Origin of the sequence: Curtobacterium sp. MCSS17_006 (genome assembly GCF_003234215.1) — a bacterium.
Classification (GTDB): domain Bacteria; phylum Actinomycetota; class Actinomycetes; order Actinomycetales; family Microbacteriaceae; genus Curtobacterium; species Curtobacterium flaccumfaciens.
In genome coordinates, this window is sequence record NZ_QKSO01000011.1 from 57,804 (window position 1) to 84,740 (window position 26,937).

Genomic DNA, 26,937 nt, shown 5'->3' on the forward strand with positions numbered 1-26,937 from the left:
GGATGCACTCAACCTCGTTGCACCGAGTGCATCGATGCACCTAGTGTTCGATCTCGTGACCATCGCGACCGACCGCCGTGCTGCCCTCAAGGCGAAGCACCGTGCGGCGATCCTGCAGGCCGCTCGCGACCTGATCGACGAGCGCGGCGGCCGCGACTTCAGCGTGGACGACCTCGCTGCCCGGGCCGACATCGCCCGGCGCACCGTGTTCAACCACTTCGCCTCGCTCGACGAGGTCCTGCTGGCCGTGTGCGAGCAGGAGCTGTCCGTCATCATCGACCGGTTCCTCGCCGACATGGCCCGCACCCCGGTGGGCGACGGCAGCCGGGCCTCGATGTTCGACGAGCTCGAGTCCGCCGCCCGCGGTGCCGACCTGGCTCCCGCGATCGCCAGCATGTACCGGATCCTCGGCGACCCCGGCAAGGACGACCCGAAGGCCGCGGTCCTGACCCAGACGGCGTTCTCGCGGGTGACCGAACGGCTCCGGCACGAGGTCGCCCGGCGCTACCCGGCCGCCGACCCCCTCGATGCCGCACTGCTCGTCGAGTCGCTCATGAGCGGCATCGTCGTCATCGCGGAGCACTGGCTGGCGACGTCCGGCCCCGAGCTCGACCAACCGGCGCTCGACGCGTGGGACGACCTGCTCGCACGACTCGTGCACAGCGTCCGCAGCGGCTACATGGCCGACGGCTGACACCGCTCCACCTCCTCATCCCCCAGGGGTCCACCGGCGCACCCCGCACCACCAGCACCTGACACGAAAGGACCGCAGGCAACCGCATGGCCGGTCTCCTCTACCGTCTCGGACGGTTCTCCGCACGACGCCACTGGCTCGTGATCATCACCTGGGTCGTGATCATGGCCGTGGCGGGCGTCACGTACACGCTCTTCGCCGGCACCATCTCGTCGTCGATCACGATCCCGAACACCAAGACCAGTCAGGTGCAGGACCAGCTCGCCGACAAGTTCCCGTCGGCGAACGGCGGCAACGGCACGATCGTCTTCGAGACGAAGGACGGCAAGGCGTTCTCGTCGTCGCAGCAGTCCGAGATCGACGACTTCCTGACCAGCCTCGAGAAGCTCGACGGCGTCAAGGGCACGACGAGCGGCTTCGACACCCAGCAGCAGCTCGACGACCAGCGGCAGAAGATCGTCGACGGCCGTGACCAGATCGAGTCCGGTCGCGCGAAGATCGAGAGCGGCCAGGACCAGCTCGACGCCCAGAAGGCGCAGCTCGAGTCCGGCAAGCAGAAGATCGAGGACGCCCAGGCGCAGCTCGACGCGCAGAAGGCCCAGGCACAGGCGGCCGGTGGCGCAGCCGTCCCCGCCGCACAGGCGCAGGCAGCGGCCGCCCAGCTCCAGCAGGCGCAGGCGCAGATCGACGCCCAGCAGGCCCAGATCGACGCCGGTGAGCAGCAGATCGCCGACGCCCAGAAGACGATCGACACGAACAAGCAGAAGCTCGACGACAACGAGCAGGAGCTCGAACAGGGCTCGGACCTGCTCGACCTGTCGAAGGACATCCGCTTCGTGTCGGACAACGGCAGCGCCGCGATCGGCACCGTGCAGTTCACGAAGTCGACCTACGAGGTCCCCGCGGACACGAAGACCGCCATCGCGGACGACGCCGAGTCGGCCGACATCCAGGGCGTCAACGTGTACGTCTCGAACGACATCGCGCAGGGTGTGCCGTCGATCCTCGGCCCGGGTGAGATCGGCGGTGTCATCATCGCCGCGATCGTGCTGCTCCTGATGCTCCGCACGGTCATCGGCGCCGCGGTCCCGCTCGTCAGCGCCGTGCTCGGCGTCGGCGTCGCCTCGCTCACCGCCCTGTCGTTCTCGAGCGTCGTCGAGTTCATCTCGGTCACGCCGGTCCTGGGGGTGATGCTGGGCCTGGCGGTCGGCATCGACTACTCGCTGTTCATCCTGAACCGGCACCGGACCCAGCTGAAGCAGGGCATGCAGGTGCACGAGTCCATCGGGCTCGCGAACGGCACCTCGGGCAACGCCGTGGTGTTCGCCGGTGCGACGGTCATCGTCGCGCTGCTCGCGCTGAACATCACCGGCATCCCGTTCCTCGGCCTGATGGGCACGGTCGGCGCGGTCGCGGTGCTCTTCGCGATCCTCATCGCGACCTCGTTCACCCCGGCCCTGCTGTCGCTCATCGGCATGCGGATCCTGCGGAAGAAGGAGCGCGCGAAGATCGGCAACACCGACTCCACGCGGATCCCGAACAAGCCGATGTCGAGCTGGCGCGCGGTCATCACGCTCGTCCTCGGCGTCGCGGTGCTCGGCACCATCGCCCTGCCCGCGACCCAGATGCGCCTCGGCCTGCCGAGCGGTTCGTCCGAGGCCGTCGAGTCGAGCCAGTACAAGGCCTACAAGACGCTCGAGAAGGAGTTCGGCGCCGGGCAGAACGGCCCGCTGCTCGTCGTGGCGACCCTGCCGGAGTCGATCAGCAAGAGCGACGTCACCGCGACCGAGGTCACCATCGGCCAGGCGATCGCGAAGAACGACGACGTGGAGGCCGTGCTGCCCATCGGCGCCTCGAAGGACCGCGACATCGTCGCGTTCCAGGTGAAGCCCGCCGGCGGCCCGGACAGCGTCTCGACCGAGAACGTCGTGAAGGACCTGCGCGAGCAGACCGTCTCCACCGACGACGGCAAGGTCACCCTCGGCGTCGCCGGCAACGCGTCGGCGAACATCGACGTGTCCGAGAAGCTCTCGAACGTGCTGCCGCTCTACCTCGTGGTGGTCGTCGGGCTGTCGCTGATCATCCTGATCATCGTGTTCCGGTCGTTCCTCGTGCCGATCACCGCCACCGCCGGGTTCATCCTGTCCGTGCTGGCGTCGTTCGGTGGTCTGACCGCGATCTACCAGTTCGGCTGGCTCGGCTCGGTCTTCGGTGTGCACGACCCGGCACCGATCCTGAGCTTCCTGCCCATCATCGAGATCGGCATCCTGTTCGGTCTGGCGATGGACTACCAGCTGTTCCTGGTGTCCGGCATGCGTGAGGCCTACGCCCACGGCGCGAGCGCGAAGGTGGCCGTCCAGCGCGGTCTGCACGCGGGTCGCGCGGTGGTCACGGCGGCGGCGATCATCATGATCTCCGTGTTCGCGGGCTTCATCTTCTCGGACTCGTCCACCATCAAGCCGATCGGCTTCGGGCTGGCGTTCGGTGTGCTGATCGACGCCTTCGTCGTCCGGATGCTGCTCATCCCGTCCGCGATGCACCTGCTCGGCAAGAGCGCCTGGTGGTTCCCGAAGTGGCTCGACCGCATCGTGCCGGACGTCGACGTGGAGGGCGCGAAGCTCGAGCGCACCCACCCGGTCGCCGGCCACGAGGACACGCACACCGGCACCCACGCGCTCCCCGTGGAGCCGGACGCGAACGCGCACGACTCGGGCCACCCGCCCGCGCACCGCGCGTAGTCGACGCACCAGCGCAACCACCCTGGAGGCCCGGTGCCGGTCCACGAGACCGGCACCGGGCCTCCAGGCCGTTGCGCCCACCGCCCCGGGTCGCGAGCACGCCACTTCGTGCACGAACGAAGTACCCTGATCGCATGACCCAGACCGCCCCGGATCCGCTCGCGCTCGACCGGCAGCTCTGCTTCGCACTCGCGGCGACGAGCCGCAGCGTCATCGGGCTGTACCGCGACCTGCTCGAACCGATGGGCCTGACCCACCCGCAGTACCTCGTCATGCTCGCCCTGTGGGAGCGGGACCCCCGGTCGGTGCGCGAGATCGCCGGCGAGCTGCGACTCGACTCCGCCACGCTGAGCCCACTGCTCAAGCGATTGGAGGCCTCCGGCTACGTCCGCCGCACCCGCAGCGCCGCCGACGAACGCCAACTCGAGGTGTCCCTGACGACCGCCGGGCACGCCCTGCGCGACCGGGCCCAGGCGGTCCCGCTCGCCGTCGCCGACCGGCTCGGGTGGCCACTCGCCCGACTCGAGTCCCTGAAGGACGAGCTGACGGAGCTGCTGGAGCGCGTCGACCAGGTGTGATCCACGGCCATCAGTGCCATAATGGTTCGTGCACGAACGAAAGGATGCACCGTGGGACGCTTCGGCCAGTGGTACGAACGGTGGAACACGACGCTCATCAACAAGATGGGCCCCTCGCAGATCGGCGCCGGTCGCCCCGAGGGCATCGACGACCGGACGATCGACCGGGGCTGCCCCCTGTGCGGCAAGCCCCTCTCCCAGCACCAGGTGATCCGGCCCGAGGGCCAGGTGCGCTCGTCGACGCTGGTGTGCCCGCGCGACTGACCGCGCTGCCTGAAGAAGTGCTCCGAGGTGGAATTGCATGGGACAACTCGTCGTTCGCCTTGACGTGAAGCTCTTCGAACCCGCCTCCATCGGCGCCCTGTCCCTGTCGAACCGCGTCGTCATGGCCCCGCTCACGCGCACCCGCGCCGGCGAGCACGGCGTCCCGAACGACCTGCTCGTCGAGCACTACCGGCAGCGCGCCGGCCTCGGCATGATCATCACCGAGGGCACCTGGCCCGTGCAGGAGGGCCGCTCCTACCCCGGGCAGCCCGGCATCGAGACCGACGACCAGATCGCCGGCTGGCGCCGCGTGACCGACGCCGTGCACGCCGCCGGCGGCACGATCGTCATGCAGCTCATGCACGGTGGCCGTGTCTCGCACACCGACATCTCGCAGACCCCGCGCATCGTCGCCCCGTCCGCCATCGCCGCCCCCGGGCAGACGCACCTGGCCGACGGCTCGAAGGCCGACATGCCCGTCCCGCACGAGCTGACCACCGCCGAGGTGCAGGAGGCCGTGCAGGGCTTCGTGCAGGCCGCCCGCAACGCGATCGCCGCCGGACTCGACGGTGTCGAGGTCCACGGCGCCAACGGCTACCTGGTGCACGAGTTCATGTCGCCCGTGTCGAACACCCGCACCGACCAGTACGGCGGCTCCCCCGAGAACCGCGCACGCTTCGCGATCGAGGTCACCACGGCCATCGCCGAGGCCATCGGCGCCGACCGCACCGGCATCCGCCTGTCGCCCGAGCACGGGATCCAGGGCGTCATCGAGGACGACGCCGCCGACGTCCGCGCCACCTACACCGCCGTCGCCGAGGGCCTCGCGCCGCTCGGCCTCGCCTTCGTCGACGTCCTGCACGCCGAGCCGACCGGCGACCTGGTGCAGCACGTCCGCCGTACCGCGGGCGCGCCGTTCATCGTGAACTCGGGCTTCTCGTCGCTCACCACCCGCGACGAGGCCATCGCGATCGTCGACGGCGACCACGCCGACGCCGTCGCCGTGGGCCGCGCCGCGATCGCCAACCCGGACCTCGCGCACCGCTGGGAGCACGACGCCGAGCTCAACGAGCCGCGTCCGGAGCTCTTCTACGGCGCGACCGCCGAGGGCTACACCGACTACCCGTCGCTGGCCGAGGCGCGCGCGACCGTCGCGTAGTCGACGCACCACCTGACGGAATGGAGGCCCGTGGCGACACCGCCACGGGCCTCCCGTCCGTACCGGGGCCACGTCGCAGGCGTGCGCCGACGGTCAATGGTCGAGGACCGAGAGCGAACCGACCACCGCGACGGCCAACGGTCCGCTGTAGGACACGCAGACGACGCCCATCCACACGGCCCCGCCCACGTCGCTCGCAGACGGCTCTTCCGCCGGTCGCGGAGCACCAGGCGACGCCCCGCGGCGGCGATCGCGTCGGCGTGCCCGTCCTCGAGCAGCGAGCGGTCGTCCTGGTACCGGGAGGCGGCGCGCACGACACGGGGCACGACCTCGCCCAGGACTGCCTCGACCTGCATCCACGGCGCAGGGCGCGACCAGTCCGCAGTCCCCGGCGCCGAGAAGACCAGCCGGTCGTCGACCATCTCGACGTTCCAACCGGCCGCGTGGTCGACGAGCGCCGCCATCACGTCAGGGGTGAGGACGTACAGCGCGTCCTGGCCGTAGTCCTCCGGCGCCCAGACCCGGAAGTGCCGGTCGAAGTCACCCTCCAGGGACATCCGCTGCCGGTGGCGGAGCACCACCGGGAGGTCGCTGCGACGACCGTCGTTCGCCGTGGCGTCGAGGAGCAGGTGCGGCAACGTGCCGGGCAGCCGGACGGTCAGGTACGTCCAGTCCCGCGAGACCATCCAGCGCCGCAGGACGCAGCCGAACTCGACGTCCGGGACGCCGTCGACGTGCACGGGGGCGGTGCCGAACCGGGGGTGGACGCGGATGCCGGAGTAGCGCGGGGTGATCATCGAGTCGAGCGGCTTCGGACGGACCGGACGCGCCGGGTACCCACTGGCCTCCCCCGTCAGCACTGCCCGAGCCTCGTCCGGACGCAGGGGCCGAGGTCGTTCGCCCCGGACCAGGAGCACGACGAGCCCGACCACGCCGGCGACGAGCACCACGAACCAGGCCGCCCAGCGGACGACGTCACCGACACCCGCGCCGTTGTGGACGAGCCCGGTGCCCCAGATCACGAGCGCGGACGCGAGCCATGCGAGCGGGACCTCGATCGCCAGGAGCAGCGCGTTCCACCACCACGGGGCCTGTCGCGGGCGGCGCATCCGCGGTCGTCGCGCCGCCTCGGCCGCGAACTCGTCGTCGGACGCCGCCAACCAGCGCAGATCCATCGGCCCCCCTCTGGAGAAGGATCGTAGCGTCCGCGTCGAGAACGCCCGGCGGAGCCGTCCACGTCTCCTAGGATCGACGCAGTGAGTACAGCAACGCCGGGCGAGCGGGGCCCCGCGCACCGAGCGCGCGACACCACGCGGTGGGACATCCAGGGCCTCCGCGCGTTCGCCGTCCTCGCGGTCGTCGTGTACCACCTGTGGCCGGGCGCCCTGCACGGCGGGTTCGTCGGCGTCGACGTCTTCTTCGTGATCTCCGGCTTCCTGATCACCGGGCTCCTGCTGCGGGAACAGCTCGCGACGGGCACGATCCGGCTCGGACGGTTCTGGTCGCGCCGGGCCAAACGCCTGTTGCCGGCCGCGTTCCTCACCATCGTGGTCACCGGCGTCGCGGTGCTCGTCGCCGTGCCGAGCGCGCTGTGGGGGCAGTACGGGCGCGAGCTGATCGCCTCGACGGTGTACCTGCAGAACTGGGAGCTCGCGGCGAACGCCGTCGACTACCTGGCGTCGGCCGACGCCCCCTCACCGTTCCAGCACTTCTGGTCGCTGTCGGTCGAGGAGCAGTTCTACATCCTCCTGCCGCTCCTGCTGCTCGGCGTCGGGGCACTCGCACGCCGTCGGTTCACGCCGCTGGCGACCGCGCGGCTGCTGCTCGGCAGCGTCGTCGTGCTGTCCCTCGTGTGGAGCATCGTGCAGACGTCCACCGACCCCGGCGTCGCCTACTTCTCCACCGGCACCCGCGCGTGGGAGTTCGCACTCGGCGGTCTCGTCGCCACCGTGCACCTGCCCGAGGTCCGCACCGAGGTCGCCCGACGGGTCCGCCTGGTCGCCACCGGCATCGGCGTCGTGGCCCTCGCACTGTCCCTCGTCGTCATCACCCCGGAGACGGCGTTCCCCGGGATCGCGGCGCTGCTGCCGGTCGCCGGTGCGGCACTGGTGCTGCTCTTCGGTGCGGGGACCGAGTTCGAGGACGTCGGTGCACTGCGGCCCGTCGCCTTCTTCGGTCGGATCTCGTACGCGCTCTACCTCTGGCACTGGCCGCTCGTCGTCATCCTGCCGATCATGCTCGGCCGTCCGCTCGACTGGGCGACGAGCTCGGCGGTGCTGCTCGTCGCGATCGGTCTGGCCACCGTGACGACCATCTGGTTCGAGGAACCGGTCCGGTTCTCGACGTGGCTGCGGGACCTGCAGCCCCGGGGCGTCGTCTCGCTCGCCGTCATCTGCAGCTTCACCGTCGTCACGCTCGGGGCAGCCACCCTGACCGCCGTCTACGTGCAGGAGGTCAACGCGACCACGGTCACGAAGCAGGTCACCGCCGAGCAGGAGGACGACGACGAGTCCTGCTTCGGTGCCGCCGCACGCATCGGCTTCGCCGACCCCTGCGTCGACCCCGAGCTCGCCGACGTCCGTGTGCCCGCTCCGGCCGTGGCCAAGGACGACGACGACAACCGCGCCGAGTGCTGGAGCGGCACGTTCCGGCCCTGCGTCCTCGGCAAGGCCACCGGCTGGTCGAAGCACCTCATCGTCATCGGCGACTCGCACAGCAACGCACTGATCGGTGCGTACGAGAAGATCGCCGACGACAACGGCTGGCGGATCGACCTGGCCGGTGCCGGCGGGTGTTACCTCACCACCGCGCAGCAGGACTCGCTGAGTCCCTCGTCGATGCGGGGCTGCAACTCGTGGAAGCACGCCGCCATCGACTACGTCCGCGAGCACCGCGACGCCGACGCCCTGGTCGTCACCCACTCCACCACGCAGATGCCGGTCAGCCTGCCGCCCGGACCGGCCCGCGACAAGGCCACCCGCAACGGCCTGGTCGACGCGTGGGAGCAGGCGGCCGGTGACGAGCTGCCCGTCATCGCCGTCCGCGACAACCCGGTGCCCCGCCCCGACGTCGTCGCCTGCCTGAGCACGATGTCCGGGCCGACGACGGACGCCTGCGACCGGTCGCGCGCCGAAGCACTCGGCACGACGGACTCGTCGGTCGAGGCCGTCGCCGCGTTCCGGGCGGCCGGGGGCAAGGCCGCGTCGATCGACCTGAGCCGCTACTACTGCACCGACACCACGTGCCCCGCGGTCGTCGGGGGCGTCCTGGTCTACCGGGACAGCACACACATCACCGCGACGTGGGCGTCGTCGCTCGAGCCCTACCTGGAGCGTGCGCTGCAGGACCGGTTGGCGGCCTTCGGTCGCTGAGCCGGACGGCCCGAACGGGAGGACTGAGCGCTTCATCAGACGATCGTCTGCCGAATTGCAGGACCGTCCCAAGTTGAGGGACGAAGTTGCTCGGACCATGCCGCGGCCATCAGCATCGCACAGCGCGATCGACGGCCAGCGGACGCTCGAGGCAACTGAAGGGGCACCCCCGTGCACATCTCGCGCCGAACTGCGCTCATCGGCATCACCGCCACCGTCCCGCTCGTCACGACCGCGCTCGCGGCCCCGGCCGACGCCGCCACCACCTCCGGCGCGTCCGGCTCCACCGGGTCGACCGGTTCCTCCGGCTCGTCCGGCTCCGCCGACTCGGGCGTGCTCGCTGTGCAGCGCTGGCTCAACACGACCTTCGGGCACCTGCACGGGTGGGTGCACGTGGACGAGGACGGGCTGACCGGCAGCGGCACCGTGCTCGGGATCGTGCAGGCCACCCAGTCGCTGCTCGGCATCTCCCCCGTCGTCGCGACGTTCGGGCCGACGACCCGGCGGAAGCTCGAGCAGCACGGCGACGTCGGGGCCGAGACGGGCGACGACGCCGCGACCTGGCGCCGGCTGGTCCAGGCCGGACTGGTCTGCAAGGGCGCATCGACCGTCTCGCTCACCGGTGAGTACGACGCGGCCACCGTCGCGGCCGTGCAGGCGCTCCGGTCCGACCTGGGTGCCGAGCCCGGCGCGCTCCCGCTGTCGGCCCACCTGTTCGGAGCACTCCTCACCGTCGACCCCGTGCGACTCGCCTCCGGCGGGTCCCGAGCGGTGCGCGCGGTGCAGCAGTACCTCAACCGCACCTACGCCGAGGCGACCGGCGGCGCGTACGGCAGCACGAGCGGACTCGTCGACACGAGCACGTACTCGGCGGCGATCCGCGCGGTGCAGGTCGCGGTGGGCGTCACGGTCGACGGCGCCTGGGGCCCGGGGACGGCTGCTGCGCTCCGTGCCGCGGGCCCGAGCGTCGTCGGGGTCGGGGCCACCGGCGCCTGGGTGCTGCTCGTCAAGGCGCTCCTGGTGCTGAACGGCGAGCGCGTCGTGTTCAGCAGTGCCTACTCGGCGGCGGACGCCGCGGTGGTCCGTGCGTTCCAGCAGTTCCAGGCGTTCCCGCCCGCCGAGCAGACCGGGACGTGCGACGCCGGCACCTGGGCCGCCCTGGCCGCGAGCACGGGTGACCCGGACCGCGCCACGACCGGTGCCGACACCGCCGTACGCCTCGACGACGCCCGCGCGGCCGCCGTCCGTGCGTCCGGTGCCACCAGCGTCGGCCGGTACCTCACGAACCACCAGCGCTCCGGGGCACTCGACAAGGCCCTGACCCCCGAGGAACTCCGCGTGATGGCGAGCGCCGGGCTCGGGCTGTGGCCGATCTTCGAGGAGGGCGGGTTCGCTGCCTCGTGGTTCACGGAGGAACAGGGCGTCCGCGACGCGCACCGCGCCCACGACGCGGCCCGGAAGCTCGGGATCCCGAAGCAGACCACCGTCTACTTCGCCGCCGACTTCGACGCGACCTCGGCGCAGGACGAGTCGCTCGTGGTCCCGTACTTCCGTGGCGTCGCCGCCGGCCTGCGGGACCGCGGGAACCTGTACAAGGCGGGCGTCTACGGCTCCCGCGCCACGTGCACCGCCGTGAGCAGCGCCGGACTCGCGCACTTCTCGTTCGTCGCCGGGATGTCGCCGGCCTGGTCGGGCAACCAGCTCGAGCCGCTGCCGGGCAACTGGTCGCTCAACCAGATCCAGAACCGCACGGTCGGGTCGGGCAACGGGTCCACCGAGATCGACGCGGTGGTGGACTCCGGGCGCGACCCCGGCGTCCCCGCGGCTCGGCTGGCCGGCTGACGGACTGCCGACCGGGATCGAGCACCGCCGTGACCACCACGACCCCGCGTGACGACGAGCCGCACGCCGTGTTCCCGCACCGTGCCACCTACGTCTTCTCGAACTTCGAGGAGGCGATCTCGATGGACTGCTACTGCGACGAGGGCGCCGACCACTTCGGCGTCTACCCGTTCTACGACGAGGTCATCAAACCGATCATCGACGATCTGACCCGACGCGTCCGGCGCCGGTTCGGGAAGGAAACCCCGTGAACACCGCACACTCCACCACCCCGACCACCGCCCGGCACCGCACCCGCCGGACCGCCGCGACGGCCCTGGCCTTCGGGCTGCTCGCGGCGGGCATCGCTCTGCCGACTTCAGCGGCGAACGCCGATCCCCTGCCCACGTCCGCCGAACCGACGGGTTCCACGATGACCATCTCCCACGACGGTTCCCGTCCCACGGCGTCGACGGCGGAGCTCGACACCATCGGCACGCTCATCCTCCGACGGCTCGAGCTCGCCGACCCGGTGGCGGAGTCGAAGTGGCTCAGCGGCAAGCCGGTCGCCGACCCGGTGCGCGAACAGGCCGTCGTCGACGAAGCGGTGACCCTGGCAGAGCAGCAGGGCGTCGACCCCGTGCTGGTGACCCGGGTCATCCGCGCGCAGATCGCGGCGAGCAAGGTCGTCCAGCGCGGCCTCATCAACCACTGGACGCACAACCCGTGGACCGCACCCACGACGGCCCCGGACCTGACGACCATCCGGCCCCAGCTCGATGCCATCGACACGGACCTGGTGACCGCGCTCGGCCAGGCCCAGACCGTCGCCCAGGACCACCGGTGCGCACACCTGGTGGACGCGGAGCGGAAGCACCTCGACGTCGGGCTCGACTCGCTGCACCGGAAGGGGATCGACGTGGCCTGGCACACGTTCTGCGCCGCCTGACGCGGGCAGGGGACGGGCCGTCATCATGAGCGGCCCTAAGATGTGGTGTTCACTGATCGCTCAGCTCCGGGCGAGGAAGGACACCGCGACAGATGAACCAGCGGCAGCTCGCCATGGAGGCGTCTCGTCGAGCCATCATCGACGCCGCAGGGCAGCAGTTCGCGGCCTTCGGCTACGAGGCGACCACGTTCTCCCGTGTCGCCGAGGCGATGGGGAAGCCGAAGTCGGCGATCGGGTACCACCTGTTCCCGTCGAAGAAGGACCTGGCGACGGCGGTCATCGAACTGCAGCAGCAGCGCTGGCGTGAACTCTTCGACGCACTCCCCGCGCAGCCGGGCATCGAGCGACTGACGGTGTTCCTCCTGACCACCGGGATGGACGTCCGCCGGGGCTCGGTCGCGGGCGGCGCGGTCCGGCTCCTGCACGAACTCGGCAAGGCCGGCGTGCCGGTGCCGCGCGGTTTCGACTGGTTCGAGATGACGCGGGGCGAGCTCGTCAGCGCCGGGGTCGCGGCGGCGGACGTCGACGCGGCCGCGGTCCAGCCGTCCGTCCTGCTGCTCCTCAACACGACGCTGGGCATGGTGGACGGTTCGACGCAGCTGACCGACGACGAGCTCGTGGCGCAGCTCAAGGCGCTGTGGGCACCGCTCTTCACGTCGTTCGGCATCGCCGGTGCATCCGAGGTCATCTCGGCGGCCCAGCCGTACACGCCGGCCACTTCGTGAGCAGGAACGGTCGAGTCCGTCTCGGGGACTCGACCGTTCCTGCTCACGAAGTCGCACGGAGCTGACGCGCGACGGACGGACCCGTGCGCGCACGCCGGCCGGAACGCCGGAACGACGAAGGGCCCCAGTGGAATCCACCGGGGCCCTTCGTCGTTCTGCTTGCCTGTGCGCTCGAAGGGACTCGAACCCCCAACCTTCTGATCCGTAGTCAGATGCTCTATCCATTGAGCTACGAGCGCGTGGCCTTGCGGCCGTGGAAGACTCTACAACAGGTGCGGCCCGGGCGCCAATCGAGGCGCTCCGGCCCCCGTGCTCGGCGTGTCGCGAACGGTCTCCGACGGCCGCACCGTCACAGCGCCGCGGGCTCCTCGTCGAACACCTCGGCCAGGAACACCCGGAGCGCCTGCCACGACCGGCGGTCGGCACGCTCCTGGTACTGCGCGCCGTGGTCCGGGGCGTCGGTGCCCGGCACGGCGAACGCGTGCATCGCGCCCGAGTACGTCACGACCTGCCAGTCGACGTCCGGCGCCGCCCGCATCTCGTCCTGCCACGCGTGCACGGCCTCGTCCGGCACGACGGGGTCGGCGCCCCCGGTGAGGACGAGCAGCTTCGCCCGGATGTCCGCGGCGTCCGATGGGTCGTGCGCGATGAGGCCACCGTGGAACGCCACGGCACCGACCAGGCCGGCACCGGTCCGCGCGAGCTCGAGTGCGGTCGAGCCACCGAAGCAGTACCCCATCACGACGACGCGGGCGGGGTCGACGTCCGGGTCGGCGAGCAGTCGCTCGAGCCCGGCGGTGGCGCGGGCCCGCAGCAGGGGCAGGTCCTGGTAGAAACCGCCGGCGACCTGGGCCGCCGTGTCGTCACCGGGGCGGACGCCGGCTCCGTAGATGTCCGCGCCGAACGCGACGTAGCCGAGCCGGGCGAGCATCGTCACCCGGGCCTCGACGTGCTCGTTCACGCCGTGCCAGTCGTGCACGACGAGGACGGCCGGACGACGGCCCGCGATCGCGGCGTCCTTCGCGAGCACACCGAGCAGTTCGGAGCCCTCGTGGTCGTAGGGGACGTCGTCGACACGGATGTCGGCGCCGGCGGGTTCGGGAACGGTCTGCAGGACGTCGTCGGTGGTGTTCACGTCGCCCGACGCTACGCCGCCACTCGGGCTCAGGCCTCGATGTTGTCCCAGCCGTCCGGGCCGACGGACCCGGCGGCGTACTCGTCGAGGGGTGTCTTGCCGGCCTTCCACGCGTCGAGGAACGGCCCGACCACCTTCCAGCCCTGCACGGCGCTGTCGCCGCGCACCGACAGCGTGGCGTCGCCCTCGAGCACGCCGGCCAGCACCTCGCCGTAGGCACTCAGGCGCCCGGGGTTGAACGTCACCTCGAGGCTCGTGTGGTCGATCGTGTACGGGTCACCGGCGCCGTTGACGTTGAGCTCGAGCTGCATCTCGTCCGGGGCGATCCAGATGCGCAGCCGGTCGGGCAACTCGGTGCCGGTGAGCCCCTCGGGCACGTGCGGGGAGTCCTTGAACGTGATGACGATCTCGCGGCGCTGCGCGGCGAGCGCCTTGCCGGACCGCAGGGTGAACGGGACGCCTGCCCAGCGCCAGTTCGCGATCTCCAGGGTGAGCTGGGCGAGGGTCTCGGTGCCGAGCGACGGGTCCACGCCGTCCTCGTCGACGTACGACGGCAGCTGGCGGTCCCCGACGGTGCCGGCGGTGTACCGGGCGCGCTTGCCCGCGGTGACGACGTCGCCGCCCCACGGCCGGACGGCCCGCAGCACGAGCTCCTTCTGGGTGCGCAGGTCGTCGGCCTTGATCGAGGCGGGGGCCTCCATCGCGACGACGGCCATCACCTGCAGCAGGTGGCTCTGGATCATGTCGGTGAGCGCCCCGGCCTTGTCGTAGTAGCGCGCCCGACCCTCGAGACCGAGGGTCTCGTCGTAGACGATGTCGACGCGCTCGACGTGCTGCGACGAGAGCAGCGGTTCGATGATGCGGTTGGCGAAGCGCAGCCCGAGCAGGTTGAGGACGGTGGAGCGGCCGAGGAAGTGGTCGACCCGGTGGATGCGTTCCTCGGGGATGAACGAGTGCAGCAGGTCGTTCAGGTGCGAGGCACTGTCGGCGTCGGTGCCGAACGGCTTCTCGAGCGCCAGGCGGGTGCCGGCGGGCAGGTCGAGGTGGGCGAGCTGCTCGCAGCTCTTCTCGGTGACCGCCGGCGGCAGCGCGAAGTAGATCGCGGGGTCGTGCTCGCACGCGGCGAGCAGTGCCCGCAGGTCGTCCGGGTCGGTGACGTCGGCCTTCCGGTAGGTCGAGGCGTCGACCACGGCCTGCAGTCGCTCCGGCAGCGCTGTGTCACCCGAGGCGCCCTCGTCCTCCTCGTTCTTCGACGCCTGCGCGTTCTCGAAGGACTCGCGCACCTGCGCCTTCCAGTCGGCGTCGGACAGGTCCTCGACACCGGCCCCGACGAGCTGAATGTCCCAGTCGTCCTTCACCTGGAGCAGGGTGGCGAGGCCGGGCAGGAGCAGGCGCTTGGACAGGTCGCCGCTGGCTCCGAGGATGAGCAGGCTGGTCTGGAGGCTCGACATGCAGCAGACGGTACTCATCGGCCCCGGTGGATGACCGGGCCGCTACGGTGGTGTCAGTCCGGCGCGAGGGAGCACCATGAGCAGTGGGTACGAAGGGCGACGCCTCCGTGTCGCCGTGGTCGGGACGGGCATGATCGCCGGCGTCCACGCCCGGGCGGCCCGGGCCTCCGGCGCCGAGGTCCTCGGTGTGCTCGGCCGGAACGCCGCCCGGTCCGAGCAGGTGGCGGCGCAGCTCGACCTGCCCCGTGGCTACGCCTCCCTCGACGAGGTCATCGCCGACGCCCCCGACGTCGTGCACATCTGCACCCCGAACGACCAGCACCACCCGCAGGCGCTCGCGGTGATCGCGGCCGGCATCAACGTGGTGTGCGAGAAGCCCCTGGCGATCGACCCCGCGCAGGCCGCCGAGCTCGTCGCCGCCGCTGCCGAAGCCGGTGTCGTGGCCACCGTGCCGTTCGTGTACCGGTACCACCCGATGGTCCGCGAGATCCGGGCGCGCATCGCCGACGGGGAGCTCGGCCGGCTGCTCGCGGTGCACGGCCACTACCTGCAGGACTGGATGCTCGACGAGGACGCCTCGAGCTGGCGGGTCGACCCGACCTCGAGCGGGCTGTCCCGCGCGTTCGCCGACATCGGCTCGCACTGGTGCGACCTGGTCGAGTTCGTCACGGGTGAGCGCTTCGCCTCGGTGTCCGCCGCGACCGACATCGTCTACCCGACGCGGCCGGCGGCGTCCGGTCCGTCGTTCTCCGGCTCCCCCGACCCGGACCCGGTGGCCGATGCGGCCGAGCGCGCCGAGGTCACCACCGAGGACACCGCCGTCGCCACCTTCCGCACGGCCACGGGCCGCATCGGCAACGTCGTGATCTCGCAGGTCGCCTCGGGCCGCAAGAACCGCCTGTGGTTCGAGGTCGACGGCACCCGCGGCAGCGCGGCGTTCGACCAGGAGCAGCCCGAGTCGGCCTGGTTCGGCAACGAACGCGGCGCCCAGATCGTGGTCCGCGACCCGTCGCAGGGGTACCCGGACCAGCGCCGGCTGGCGATCGTGCCGGCCGGGCACCCGCAGGGGTACCTCGACGCCTTCGCGGCCTTCGTCGCCGACACCTACACCGCGGTCCGCACCGGGGTGGCCCCCGACGGACTGCCGACGTTCGCGGACGGCGCCCGCTCCGCCGACATCATCGAGGCCGTGATCGGCAGCGCGGCCGAGACGACCTGGCGGGAGATCCGGTGAAGCTCGGCATGCTGACCGCCTGCCTGCCCGGTTGGTCACTCGACCGGATCGCCGGGTTCGCCCAGCAGCAGGGCTACGAGCGGCTCGAGGTCGCCGTCTGGCCCGGCACCGGCGGTCGCGACTTCGAGGCGGCGCACCTGCCGGTCGCCACGTTCACCGACGAGGACGCCCTGGCCACCCGCGCCCTGCTCGACCGCACCGGCCTCGAGATCTCGGCGCTCGCGTACTACGAGAACAACCTGCACCGGGACCCGGAGCACCGTGCCGCGGTGCGGACCCACCTCAAGCACGCGATCGACACCGCGCAGACGCTCGGCATCCCGTACGTCGGCACCTTCATCGGGCGCGACACCACGAAGTCCGTCCGCGAGAACATGGCCGAGGGGAACCGCGTCCTGCCCGAGCTCGTCGACTACGCCGGCGAGCGCGGCGTCCGGCTCGTCATCGAGAACTGCGTGATGGAGGGCTGGCACCCCGACGGGTACCCCGGCAACATCGCGTACTCCCCCGAGCTCTGGGGTTGGGTGACCGGTCTGGGCTTCGGCCTGAACTGGGACCCGTCGCACCTGACGTGGATCGGCATCGACCCGGTCGAGACGATCCTGCCGTTCGCCGAGCACATCGTGCACGCCCAGGCGAAGGACCTCGAGCTGTTCCCCGAGCGGCGCAACGAGTACGGGTTCTTCGGCAAGGTCGACAAGGGCGACGACCCGTGGGACATGGGCTGGTGGCGGTTCCGGGTGCCGGGACGCGGTGTCGTGGACTGGCCGCGCGTCGTCGACCGCCTCTACGAGGCGGGCTTCGACGGCACGCTGAGCGTCGAGCACGAGGACCCGCTCTGGGGCGGCACCGACGACCGGGTGCTCGAGGGGCTGCGCATCGCGCACCGCACGCTGCGTCCGCTGATCGCGCAGGAGCAGTAGCGAGCACCCACCGGCAACGAGCACAGGGCCCTGGTCTGGAGGCCCGGATCACGTGACCGACGTCGGTCACGTGATCCGGGCCTCCAGTCCGGTGCCTGTGAACGGACCCGTGCGCGCCCGCGCACGCTGGTGCCATGAGCACGACCGTGAGCGACTTCGTCATCGACCGCATCAAGGCGTGGGGGGTCTCCCGCGTGTTCGGGTACCCCGGCGACGGGATCGGCGCCTTCGACGGCGCGCTCGGCAAGGCGGCGTCGACGGGCGACGGCCTGGAGTACGTCCGCCCGACGCACGAGGAGATCGCGGCGCTGATGGCGACCGCGCACGCGAAGTTCACCGGCGAGGTCGGGGTCTGCGTCGCGACGTCGAGTCCCGGTGCCTTCCACCTGCTCAACGGGCTGTACGACGCGCAGATGGACAACCAGCCGGTGGTGGCGATCGTCGGCCAGCAGGGGCTCGCGGCGATGGGGTCGTTCACGCAGCAGGAGTCGAACCTGGAGCGCGTGTTCGCCGACGTCGCCTGCTACGTGCAGACGGTGGCCACGCCCGAGGCCGTCGGTGTGGTGCTCGACACCGCGTTCCGCACCGCGTCGCTGCGCAAGCAGCCGGCCGTCGTCGTGCTGCCCCACGACGTGCAGGCGATGGCGTACGACGCACCGCCGCTGGAGCACTGGGCCTCGCGGTCGAGCGACGTCCCCGCGTCCACCCGGATCACGCCGCCCGCCGACGAGGTGCGGAAGATGGCGGAGATCATCAACGCCGGGTCGAAGGTGACGTTCCTGGTCGGTGCGGGCGCGCGCGGTGCGACGGCCCAGGTGCTCGCAGCGGCCGAGAAGGCGGGTGCGGGGATCATCACGGCACTCCGCGGCAAGGACGTGATCCCGTCCGACGTGCCGTACCACTCGCAGCAGCTCGGGCTGCTCGGGTCGCTGCCGTCGCTGCACCAGATCCGCGACTGCGACACCCTCGTGCTGCTCGGCACGAACTACCCGTACGGCGAGTACATGCCGAAGACGGGGCAGGCCCGGGGCATCCAGGTCGACATCAAGCCGGAGCAGCTCGGCCTGCGGTACCCGACCGAGCTGAACCTGTGGGGCGACGTCGGCTCGACGCTCGACGCCGTGCTCCCGCTGCTCGAGCAGAAGACCGACAAGTCCTTCCAGCAGACCGTCGCCGACGAGATGCGCGAATGGGAGTCGGAGATGCGCGCGCAGTCCGAGGTCGCCTACGACGACGGCGTGAACCCGCGCCGGGTGATCCAGGCCGTGAACGACCGGCTGCCCGACGGCGTCACGGTCACCGCGGACGCCGGCACGACCGCCGACTGGTACGGCCACCACATCCGGCTGCGCGAGGGCATGCGCGGCGACATGTCCGGCCGCCTCGCGACGATGCTCGCGGCCATGCCGTACGCGGTGACGGCGAAGTTCGCGTTCCCGGACCGCCCGGCGGTGTGCACGATCGGCGACGGGGCCTTCCAGATGCTCGGCATGAACGAGCTGATCACCGTGAAGAAGTACCTGGCGGCCTGGCCGAACCAGCAGCTCGTCATCGTGGTCATGCACAACGACGACCTCGGCCAGGTGTCGTGGGAGATGCGCACCGAGGACGGCAACCCGATGTGGCGCGGCTCGCAGGACGTCGAGTCGATCGACTACGCCGGGTACGCGACGCTGCTCGGGTTCCAGGGCATCGCGGTGCACGAGGACTCCGAGGTCGAGGCGGCGGTCGAGCGGGCGTTCGCCCACCAGGGGGTGACCCTCATCGACGCGTACGTCAGCCGGAGCGTCCCGCCGTTGCCCCCGCACATCACGAAGGAGTACGCGATCAACACGGCGAAGAGCCTGCTGAAGGGTGACCCGGTCGAGTTCGACGTCGTGAAGGACTCCGCCAAGGCGATGGCCACCGAGGTCACCGAGCGGGTGAAGGGCGCCCTCGGCCGCGACTGAACCGGGTCGGGCGGGCCCAGGGGGACGGCCGTGTGAACGTCGTGTGACGACTTGCGACGGGGTCTGGCGAGTCGCCTGTGCGTCTTCGTAGGTTCGACGGCGATGAACACTTCCCACACCACCGGAACCGCCGGTGCGACGACCCGACGACGCCTCGGCGCCGGCGCGGCTCTCGCCACCGCCGGAGTCCTGGTCGCACTGTCCGTCCCGTCCGCAGCCGTCGCCGCCGAGGGCGACACGACGATCGACATCATCGACGTCAACGACTTCCACGGTCGCATCGAGTCCGAGGGCACCGCCGCCGACAAGGCCGCCGGCGCCGCGAAGCTCGCCAGCGTCGTGCAGTCCTACCGCGAGGCCAACCCGAACACGATCTTCGCCAGCGTCGGCGACAACGTGGGCGCCTCGACCTTCACCTCGCTCATCCAGCAGGACTCCCCCACGATCGACGCCCTGAACGCCATGGACCTCGACGTCAGCGCGATCGGCAACCACGAGCTCGACAAGGGCCAGGACGACCTGACCGGCCGCATCGAGGACCGCGCCGACTGGCCGTACGTCTCGGCGAACATCGTCAAGGCCGGCACCACCGACCCCGCCTTCACGCCGTACTCCATCGTGGAGAAGGGCGGCGTCAAGGTCGGCTTCATCGGTGCCACCACCGAGGACCTCATCCCCGGGCTCGTCAGCCCCGGCGGCGTGAAGGGCCTCGCGATGGCCCCGATCGTCAGCCAGGTCAACCGGTACGCCGAGCAGCTCACCGACGGCAAGGACGACAACGGCGAGGCCGACGTGCTCGTCCTGCTCGTGCACGAGGGCGCCACCACGAGCGCGCTCACCGACGCCACCGGCACCGGTGCCTTCGGCAAGATCACCTCGGGCGTCTCGTCGAAGGTCTCGGCCATCGTGTCGGCGCACACCCACGCGACGTACAACCACTCCATCGCCGGCCCCGACGGCACGGAGCGTCCGGTGATCCAGGCCGGTTCCTACGGGGTGAACCTCGGGCACCTGCAGCTCACGGTGGACGCCGACAAGCAGCTCACCGGAATCACGTCGTCGGTCACGTCCGTCAACGAGGACAAGCGTGTCCCCGCCGACACCACCTCGGTGACCGAGGTGAGCGACATCGTGACCGCCGCGAAGGCCGTCGCCGACGTCAAGGGCGGCGAGAAGCTCGGCGAGATCACGGGTGACCTGCGTCGCGCCGTGCAGTCCGACCGCAAGGCCGAGAACCGCGGCGGCGAGTCCGTCCTGGGCAACTACATCGCCGAGGTCCAGCGCAGCGCCACCGAGCGGAACGGCTCGAAGATCGCCTTCATGAACCCGGGCGGGCTCCGCACCGACATGGTCTACGCGTCCAGCGGCGCCGGCGACCCGGACGGCACCGTCACCTACAAGGAGGCCGCGCTCGTCCAGCCGTTCGCCAACACCCTGGTGACCAAGGACATGACCGGCCAGCAGATCAAGAACGCCCTCGAGCAGCAGTGGCAGCCGGACGGCCTCGAGCGTCCGTTCCTGAAGCTCGGCGTCTCGGACGGTTTCGCGTACACCTACGACCCGTCGAAGGGCCGCGGCGAGCGCATCACCGCGATGACCCTCGACGGCAAGGCGATCGCGCTGACCGACACCCTCAAGGTGACCGTCAACTCGTTCCTGTCGACCGGTGGCGACAACTTCGCCGCCTTCGCGACCGGCACGAACGTCGCCGACTCCGGCCAGGTCGACCTGCAGGCCCAGGTGGACTACTTCCTCGCCAACCCGAAGGTCACGCCCCCGGTCGACCAGCGCGCCGTCGGCGTCACGGTCACGCCGACCCCGGCCGGTGGCTTCCAGCCCGGTGACGAGATCGAGCTCGACCTGTCGTCGCTCGTGTTCAGCAGCGAGGACCCGGCGAAGGCCGGCTCCGTCTCGGTCACCGCGGACGGCAAGGAGCTCGCATCGTCGGCGATCGACCCGACGATCACGGACAAGAACGACGAGCAGGGTCGCGCGACCCTGACCGTCACGGTGCCCGAGATCGAGGCGCCGGCCGCACGCGCCGCCGCCCGCACCGCCGGTTCCGTCTCCCTCGCCGCGGTGGCCGAGCCGGTCGCCACGACGGACGCGCCGCTCGTCGTCACCCTGCCGGGTGGCCAGACCGTCACCCTCGCCGTGACGATCCCGGTCGCCGCAGCGGTCGACCCGACCGACCCGACCGACCCGACGGACCCGACCGACCCCACGGACCCGGTCGACCCGACCCCGGCTCCGACCCCGAACCCGGGTGGCGGGGTCATCCCCGGCCCCGGCGCGGGTGACGGTGACGACGCCGGCATCGGTGGCGTCGGCGGGACCGACGACGACCCGCGCGCCGGTGGCGACCTCGCCTACACGGGTGCGGACCTGACCGCTCCGGCGATCGCGGCCGGCCTGCTCCTGCTCGCCGGGATCACGGCACTCGTGGTCCTCCGCCGCACCCGCGCACGACGTGCCGCGTCGGTCCTGACGGACTGACCCACAGCCTGCGGGCACACACGCGAACGGGCCGTCTCACCCTGGTGAGGCGGCCCGTTCGCGTCGGTCAGGAGGCCCGGAGCACGTCCGGCGCACACCTCGCGCGATCCGGCGGTCACGGTTGCTGTCCCATCCCGGTCGATCACTGCGGATCCGCGGATCCGCGGGGTACTCTCGGGGTTGTCGCACCGCGACGCGTCGTGCCGGGTCGCTTTCAGCAAGTCGACGGTGGTTCCGTTCGGCGAGACTCCGCGACGCGGGCGTCCTCCGCCTCCAGGGAAACGGCGGAGGGCGCCCACCCCTTCGGGTCAGCGACGCAGCTCAGCGGAACAGCTGCTCGCCGATGTACGACCCCTTGCGGGGTGCCGGCGGCACGGCGAACACCGCGGAGCCGATGTGCGAGACGTACTCGTTCAGCCGGTCCGAGGCGCCGAGCTTCCGCTGCAGCCGCGTGAAGTGGTCCGGGTCGTTCACGTAGGCGATGAACAGCAGCCCGGCGTCGAGCTGGCCGTACTCGTTGAGCCCGTCGGTGTAGTTGTACGGCCGGCGCAGGATCTTCACGCCGCCGTTCGCCTCGTGCGCGGCGAGGGCGATGTGCGACGTCGCGTCGATCTTCGTCGCACCGTCGTCGTCCTTCGCGTGGAAGTCCGGAGTGGTGTGCTCCTGTCCGCCGGAGAGCGGAGCGCCCTGGATCTTCGTCCGCCCGAACACCCGCTGCTGGTCGCTGACGACGTCGGCGTCCCAGGTCTCGATGTTCATCCGGATCTTCCGCACCACCTGGTAGCTGCCGCCAGCCATCCACCCGGCGTCGCGGTCGAGCCAGACGAACCGGTCGTGGTCGGCGTCGGTCGTGATGTTCCGGGTGCCGTCCTTGAACCCCATCAGGTTGCGGGGCGTGCTCTGGTTCCGCCCCGCCGATGCTCGGCCGAAACCGAGCACGGTCCAGCGGACGGTCGCGGTGCCGCGGGCCATCCGCGCCAGGTCGCGCACCGCGTGGTACGCCACCTGGGGGTCGTCGGCGCAGGCCTGCAGGGACAGGTCCCCACCGGTCAGGCCCTCCTGCAGGTTGTCGCTCGGCAGCGTCGGGATGTCGGCGAGCGAGGCCGGACGGCGGTCGGCGAGCCCGAAGCGCTCGTCGAAGACGCCGGGTCCCAGGCCCACCGTGACGGTCAGGGACGCCGGCCCGAGGTCGAGCGCCTCGCCGGTGTCGGCACCGACCCCGTTGCCGTGTGCGGGTTCGACGCTGCCGACGGTCTTGCCGGCCTGCAGCTGGGCGATCGCGGCCGACCAGCGGGCGAGGAGCACCTGCAGCTCGGTCGTGACGGTCGTCGACAGGTCGAACGTCATGTAGACGCAGTACCGCTGCGGGGTGGTGCGGATCCCGCCCTGCGGCTGCCGTGCCGCGGTGGCGTAGAACGGCTGGCTCTGCGACAGGTCGATCGACTCGTCGCCGTTCGCCGCCGCCGTGAACGGGTTCACGCCGGTCGCCGCGGTGGCGCCGCCGATGCCCGCCGCCGCGCCGACCCCGGCACCGGCCACGGCCAGGCCGGCGCCGAACAGACCACGGCGGGAGACGTTCGCCCGCGGTGCCTCGTCCGGCTCGGTCACGCGGTCGCGACCTTCTCGGCCAGGCGGGACAGCGGGTCCTGCAGCGCCTGGATCTGCTGCGAGATCGTGTTCGCGTCGGACTTCTTGGTGGCGGCGTCCCACGAGGCGAAACCGCCCAGGTCGTCGGCGTTGCGGTAGCCGTCCATCAGCGTGTTCGTGGCGTCGAACTGCTTCGCGATCTGCTTCGTCAGGGTCGGGTCGAGCTTGGTCAGCCCCGGCTTGAGGTACGCGAAGGCCTGACGGGCACCCTCGACGTTGGCGGCGAGGTCGACGAGGTCGATGTGGCTGTACGCCTCTTCCTCGCCGGTGATCTTGTTCGACTGCACCTCTTCGAGCAGACCCGCGGCACCGTTCGCCAGGTCCTCCGGCTTGTAGTCGAGCGTCGGCGCGAGCTTCGCGAGCAGCTGCACGTCCTCGGTCAGGTCCGCGGCGGTCCGCTTGGTCGACGCGGTGATCTTCCCGGCCTGGAACAGGTCCTTCTCGACGGCGTGGAACCCGCTCCAGCCGACGGCCGGGTCGAGGTTCGAGGCGCGCATGTCGATCAGGTAGTCGAGGTTGCCGGCGTTGTCGGTGGCCTTGAAGCCCTTCTTGACGAAGCCGTCGACGTCGCTCTCGACGTGCTCGTAGAACGGACGGGCGTTCGCGTAGTCGGTCTTCGCCGCGTCGAGGTCGCCAGCGTCGATGTGCTTCTGCATCTGCTCGACCGCGGCGACCATGTCGGTGACCTGGCCGTCGACGTAGGTCGCGTAGCCCTTCGTCCCGTCGCGGAGCAGGGTCGAGGCGCTGCTGTTCGCGGTCGACGCGGCCTTGCCGGTGACGGTGAAGTCCGTCAGCTCGGTCTCGGCGCCGGGGCAGTACACCTGGTACTTCCCGCCGGTCAGCGTGGCGGTGAAGCGGACGGCGTCGAGGCCGGGCGCCAGGTTCTCCTTCTCGCCGAGGATCCGCTGGTCCTGCAGCAGCTCGACCTCGGTGATCGCGGTCGACGACTCGTTCTTCACCGTGAAGGTGACGGGGCCCGCGGGGACCTTCGTCGAGGACACCGCACAGGCGTCCTGCCCGTCGTTGGTGAGCGTGATGGTGACGCGGGAGACCTTCGCGTCGCCGGAGCCGGAGCCGTCGGCTCCGGTGGACCCACCGGCGCACCCGGTGAGTGCGAGGGCGGTGACGGCGCCGAGGGCGCCCAGGGTGATCAGGGGTCGGACGGGCTTACCGAAGGACATGGTCGGTGCTCCTTGCAGGGTCCGCGGCCGGAGGGCCACGAGCGGGGACGGGTTCGGGGGTGGGGATGGTGGGGAGTCGCCGGCGACGGCGGCCACGGAGGGCCAGCAGCGCCTGCGCGGCGGCCGCGATGCCGAGGGCGATCGGCAGCCAGGCCTTCCAGAGCAGCAGGTCGGCTGATCGCGAGTCCGCTGCGGCCACCGAGGCGGCCGACTGCTCGACGCGGGCGTCGGGGACGGACCAGACGGTGCGGTCGAGGGTCGTGGTGCGCGCGGACGGGAGGCCCCCACCGCTCAGCGTCAGCACCTCGCGTTCGTCGCGGGTCGCGTCCAGGACCCCACCACGGACGGTCCACAGGGTCACCGTGTCGCGCACGGCCCAGCGCGCCGCGAAGGGGCCGGGGTTCGTCGACGGGGAGACCCCGACGGGCAGGCGGCCGAACAGGGTGACGAGGTCGTCGAGCGTCAGCGTCGACGGACGGTCGGCACCGCTCCCCTGCTCAGGGTTTCCGTCCTGCACGACGCGCCACCGGTCGGCGGCCACGCCCGCGCGGGTGACGCGGCGGTGGGCCGACGTCGGCAGGGTGAGTCGAGCCTCCTGGCCGGTTCCGGTGCCGGCCACGCGGAGGACGCCGGACGCACCGTCGACGCTGGCCGAGACGGAGCTGGCGTCGCCGCTGACCGCGGTGGTGCGGGGCAGGTCGGCCCCGCCTGTCGGCACGGCGATCGCGAGTGCCGCTGCCGCCACGGCGAGTGCGCCGGCGACGACGGCGCGCACCCGGGGCACGCGGTCCGGCGACGGACGCCAGGCGCGCGGCCAGAGCGTCAGGGCCAGTACCGGGACGACGTAGAGGAACCAGCCGAGCACCTCGATGACCCGCGGGTCCGGCGGGATGCCGAGCACGCCGGTGACCAGGGCACCCTGCACCGAACCGTTCGGGGCGAGCCACGACAGGTCGACGGTGCGCTGCTGGCCGATGACGATCCAGCCGGCCTCGTGGGCGCGGCGGAGGACGGTCAGCACCAGGCCACCCGCGACGAACACCAGGAAGACCCCGGTGCCGGTGAAGAACCGCGACAGGTTGAGGCGGACGCCACCGGTGTAGATGCCGAAGCCGACGACGACCGCGGCCGCGATGCCGATCACGGCACCGAGGGCGGCGAGGCCGGTGTCCGACGACGCCTGGAACGTGGCGAGGAGGAACACCGAGGTCTCGAAGCCCTCCTTCAGGACGGCGAGGAACGCCATGCCGGCGAGGGCCCAGGCAGTGCCGCGGCCGAGGGCAGCGGTCGCACTGGCCTCGAGATCGGCGGTCAGGGTGCGCGCGTGCGTGCGCATCCAGACGATCATGCCCGTGACGAAGACGACGGCGACGATGCCGATGACCGCCTCCATGCCCTCCTGCTGGGCCTGCGGCAGCGCCTGCTCGACGGCCTGCAACCCGAAGCCGACGGCGATGCTGAGCAGCACCGCGAGCCCGACGCCCGACCACATCGGGGTGAGCGGGACGCGGTTGCGACGCAGGAACGCGGCGATGATGCCGACGATGAGCGTGGCTTCGAGGCCTTCACGGAGACCGATGACGAGAGTGGCGAGCATGACGAAGGTGAGGCTAACCTAACCGCCGAACGGCCCGCCAGTCGCGCGACGTGATGTTTGATGGTTCTCATGAACCTGCTGTCCGTCGACGGCCTGGCGTCGGTCACGAACGTGCTCGACCTCGCCGGGGTCTTCGCGTCCGCCCTGCTCGGCGGCTCCATCGCCCGCGCGATGGACTTCGACCTGTTCGGGTTCCTGGTCGTCGGGTTCGTCTCCGGACTCGGCGGCGGGATGCTCCGCGACACCCTGCTGCAGAACGGACCACCCGTCGCGCTCGTCGACCCGCTGTACGTGCCGGTCGCCGTCGCCGGGGCGCTCATCGCGTTCCTCGTGTCGTTCTCCGAGCTCACCTGGGACCGGCTGTTCACCGTGCTCGACGCCGCCGTCATCGGGTTCTGGGCCGTGGTCGGCGTGCAGCGGACCTACGACGCCGGGCTCGACTGGCCCGCCGCGATCATCATGGGGACCATCACCGCGGTCGGCGGCGGGGCCATGCGCGACCTGCTGCTGCGGCGGGTGCCGGCGGTGTTCGGCGGGAACGCGCTGTACGCCACCGTGGCCGTCGCCGCGTCGGCCGTGATGGTGATCGCCTCGGCGCTTGGGTCGCCGTCGCTCGGCATCCTGCTCGCGATCACCCTGTCGCTCGGGCTGCGCTGGGGAGCGGTCCGGCGGGGCTGGGGGCTGCCGAACGGCCGTGACTGGCAGCCGAAGTCGACCCTCGGTTCGCTGCTCCGGCGGGGTCGGAGCCTGCGACCGGACGCGCTCCGGTTGCTCCGGCGCCCGGGCCGTCGGACCGGTGCCGGCAGTGTCCGAGAAGAGCACGAGGACTGAGGGGCTGTCCTCCGCGGCCCCGCGACGCTACGATCAGTACCGCCGGGTATCGTCCTGGCAGTTCTGCCGGGGATGGTCCCGGTGAACGCTGTCCGCACAGCACCGACGCGACCCGAACGCGCCGGTTCCGAGCAGACGTGGGGATGGGGGCTTCGCTGATGCCGCGCGGGATCAGACGCGCGGCGCGGCAGGTC

The 26,937-nt window shown here is 71.3% G+C and carries 21 protein-coding genes and 1 tRNA gene; 15 read left to right on the forward strand and 7 right to left on the reverse strand.

The features are described from left to right. The first annotated feature begins 55 nt into the window (after window positions 1–55). The 5 genes from DEJ21_RS11800 (at window position 56) to DEJ21_RS11820 (ending at window position 5,433) form a co-directional block, all read left to right on the forward strand. The gene (locus DEJ21_RS11800; protein ID WP_163342754.1) at window positions 56–694 is read left to right on the forward strand and encodes a TetR/AcrR family transcriptional regulator; all 639 of its coding nucleotides are present in this window, start codon (window positions 56–58) and stop codon (window positions 692–694) included. Between the two features lie 86 nt (window positions 695–780). Next, the gene (locus tag DEJ21_RS11805; protein ID WP_111224690.1) at window positions 781–3,432 is read left to right on the forward strand and encodes an MMPL family transporter; all 2,652 of its coding nucleotides are present in this window, start codon (window positions 781–783) and stop codon (window positions 3,430–3,432) included. A 134-nt stretch (window positions 3,433–3,566) separates the two neighbouring features. Beyond that, window positions 3,567–4,010 carry a MarR family winged helix-turn-helix transcriptional regulator gene (locus DEJ21_RS11810; protein WP_017888357.1) on the forward strand — a complete coding sequence of 148 codons (444 nt, stop codon included), beginning with the start codon at window positions 3,567–3,569 and terminating at the stop codon, window positions 4,008–4,010. A 51-nt stretch (window positions 4,011–4,061) separates the two neighbouring features. Then, complete coding sequence (locus tag DEJ21_RS11815) at window positions 4,062–4,274, forward strand: hypothetical protein (RefSeq protein WP_027466129.1); 213 nt, start codon at window positions 4,062–4,064, stop codon at window positions 4,272–4,274. Between the two features lie 37 nt (window positions 4,275–4,311). Further along, entirely contained in the window at window positions 4,312–5,433 is a 1,122-nt protein-coding gene (locus DEJ21_RS11820) for an alkene reductase (RefSeq protein WP_111224691.1), read from the forward strand. Here the strand turns inward: DEJ21_RS11820 and DEJ21_RS11825 are convergent. Continuing rightward, entirely contained in the window at window positions 5,394–6,608 is a 1,215-nt protein-coding gene (locus DEJ21_RS11825) for a hypothetical protein (protein WP_111224692.1), read from the reverse strand. The two genes, DEJ21_RS11820 and DEJ21_RS11825, sit on opposite strands and share 40 nt — an antisense overlap. A gap of 81 nt (window positions 6,609–6,689) precedes the next feature. On the opposite strand from DEJ21_RS11825, the gene DEJ21_RS11830 reads away from it, so the two are divergent. From DEJ21_RS11830 to DEJ21_RS11855, 5 genes are all read left to right on the forward strand, one after another. Continuing rightward, on the forward strand, window positions 6,690–8,804 hold the full coding sequence (locus DEJ21_RS11830) for an acyltransferase family protein (RefSeq protein ID WP_181435858.1): 2,115 nt from the start codon (window positions 6,690–6,692) through the stop codon (window positions 8,802–8,804). A gap of 171 nt (window positions 8,805–8,975) precedes the next feature. After that, the gene (locus tag DEJ21_RS11840; RefSeq protein WP_181435859.1) at window positions 8,976–10,646 is read left to right on the forward strand and encodes a glycoside hydrolase domain-containing protein; all 1,671 of its coding nucleotides are present in this window, start codon (window positions 8,976–8,978) and stop codon (window positions 10,644–10,646) included. A 29-nt stretch (window positions 10,647–10,675) separates the two neighbouring features. Continuing rightward, window positions 10,676–10,897: a hypothetical protein gene (locus DEJ21_RS11845; protein WP_071406470.1), complete on the forward strand. Its 222-nt coding sequence runs from the start codon at window positions 10,676–10,678 to the stop codon at window positions 10,895–10,897. After that, window positions 10,894–11,574: a gamma subclass chorismate mutase AroQ gene (gene aroQ, locus DEJ21_RS11850; protein WP_258375030.1), complete on the forward strand. Its 681-nt coding sequence runs from the start codon at window positions 10,894–10,896 to the stop codon at window positions 11,572–11,574. The genes DEJ21_RS11845 and aroQ overlap by 4 nt, the downstream gene beginning before the upstream one ends. Before the next feature lie 92 nt (window positions 11,575–11,666). Beyond that, window positions 11,667–12,299 (forward strand): TetR/AcrR family transcriptional regulator, encoded by a 633-nt coding sequence (locus DEJ21_RS11855; RefSeq protein WP_111224696.1) that lies wholly within the window; start codon window positions 11,667–11,669, stop codon window positions 12,297–12,299. 166 nt (window positions 12,300–12,465) lie between these two features. On the opposite strand, the gene DEJ21_RS11860 is transcribed toward DEJ21_RS11855, so the two are convergent. The 3 genes from DEJ21_RS11860 to DEJ21_RS11870 form a co-directional block, all read right to left on the reverse strand. Further along, window positions 12,466–12,538, reverse strand: a tRNA-Arg gene (locus DEJ21_RS11860). Between the two features lie 110 nt (window positions 12,539–12,648). Beyond that, entirely contained in the window at window positions 12,649–13,434 is a 786-nt protein-coding gene (locus DEJ21_RS11865; RefSeq protein ID WP_111224697.1) for a dienelactone hydrolase family protein, read from the reverse strand. Window positions 13,435–13,463: 29 nt separating this feature from the next. Further along, window positions 13,464–14,885, reverse strand: a complete 1,422-nt coding sequence (locus DEJ21_RS11870; protein ID WP_111224698.1) for a glucose-6-phosphate dehydrogenase — start codon at window positions 14,883–14,885, stop codon at window positions 13,464–13,466. Between the two features lie 76 nt (window positions 14,886–14,961). Here DEJ21_RS11870 and DEJ21_RS11875 point away from each other — a divergent pair, with 76 nt between their 5' ends. The 4 genes from DEJ21_RS11875 to DEJ21_RS11890 all read left to right on the forward strand — a co-directional run bounded on the left by DEJ21_RS11875 (window position 14,962) and on the right by DEJ21_RS11890 (window position 21,487). Next, window positions 14,962–16,119, forward strand: a complete 1,158-nt coding sequence (locus DEJ21_RS11875) for a Gfo/Idh/MocA family protein (protein WP_035808774.1) — start codon at window positions 14,962–14,964, stop codon at window positions 16,117–16,119. Next, the gene (locus DEJ21_RS11880) at window positions 16,116–17,042 is read left to right on the forward strand and encodes a sugar phosphate isomerase/epimerase (RefSeq protein WP_111055161.1); all 927 of its coding nucleotides are present in this window, start codon (window positions 16,116–16,118) and stop codon (window positions 17,040–17,042) included. The genes DEJ21_RS11875 and DEJ21_RS11880 overlap by 4 nt, the downstream gene beginning before the upstream one ends. Window positions 17,043–17,176: 134 nt before the next feature. Further along, entirely contained in the window at window positions 17,177–18,991 is a 1,815-nt protein-coding gene (locus tag DEJ21_RS11885; RefSeq protein ID WP_111224699.1) for a thiamine pyrophosphate-requiring protein, read from the forward strand. 102 nt (window positions 18,992–19,093) lie between these two features. Next, entirely contained in the window at window positions 19,094–21,487 is a 2,394-nt protein-coding gene (locus tag DEJ21_RS11890) for a bifunctional UDP-sugar hydrolase/5'-nucleotidase (RefSeq protein WP_111224700.1), read from the forward strand. 321 nt (window positions 21,488–21,808) lie between these two features. Here the strand turns inward: DEJ21_RS11890 and efeB are convergent, their stop codons facing one another. From efeB to efeU, 3 genes are read right to left on the reverse strand one after another with little or no spacing between them, the layout of a single operon-like run. Next, window positions 21,809–23,095 carry an iron uptake transporter deferrochelatase/peroxidase subunit gene (efeB, locus tag DEJ21_RS11895; RefSeq protein WP_111224701.1) on the reverse strand — a complete coding sequence of 429 codons (1,287 nt, stop codon included), beginning with the start codon at window positions 23,093–23,095 and terminating at the stop codon, window positions 21,809–21,811. Beyond that, on the reverse strand, window positions 23,092–24,315 hold the full coding sequence (gene efeO / locus DEJ21_RS11900) for an iron uptake system protein EfeO (RefSeq protein WP_111224702.1): 1,224 nt from the start codon (window positions 24,313–24,315) through the stop codon (window positions 23,092–23,094). The genes efeB and efeO overlap by 4 nt, the downstream gene beginning before the upstream one ends. Next, a complete protein-coding gene (efeU, locus tag DEJ21_RS11905) occupies window positions 24,302–25,912 on the reverse strand; it encodes an iron uptake transporter permease EfeU (protein ID WP_111224703.1) in 1,611 nt (536 codons plus the stop codon). The genes efeO and efeU overlap by 14 nt, the downstream gene beginning before the upstream one ends. Window positions 25,913–25,981: 69 nt before the next feature. Between efeU and DEJ21_RS11910 the strand changes: the two genes are divergently transcribed. Continuing rightward, window positions 25,982–26,743 (forward strand): trimeric intracellular cation channel family protein, encoded by a 762-nt coding sequence (locus tag DEJ21_RS11910; RefSeq protein WP_071406483.1) that lies wholly within the window; start codon window positions 25,982–25,984, stop codon window positions 26,741–26,743. Window positions 26,744–26,937: the final 194 nt, after the last annotated feature.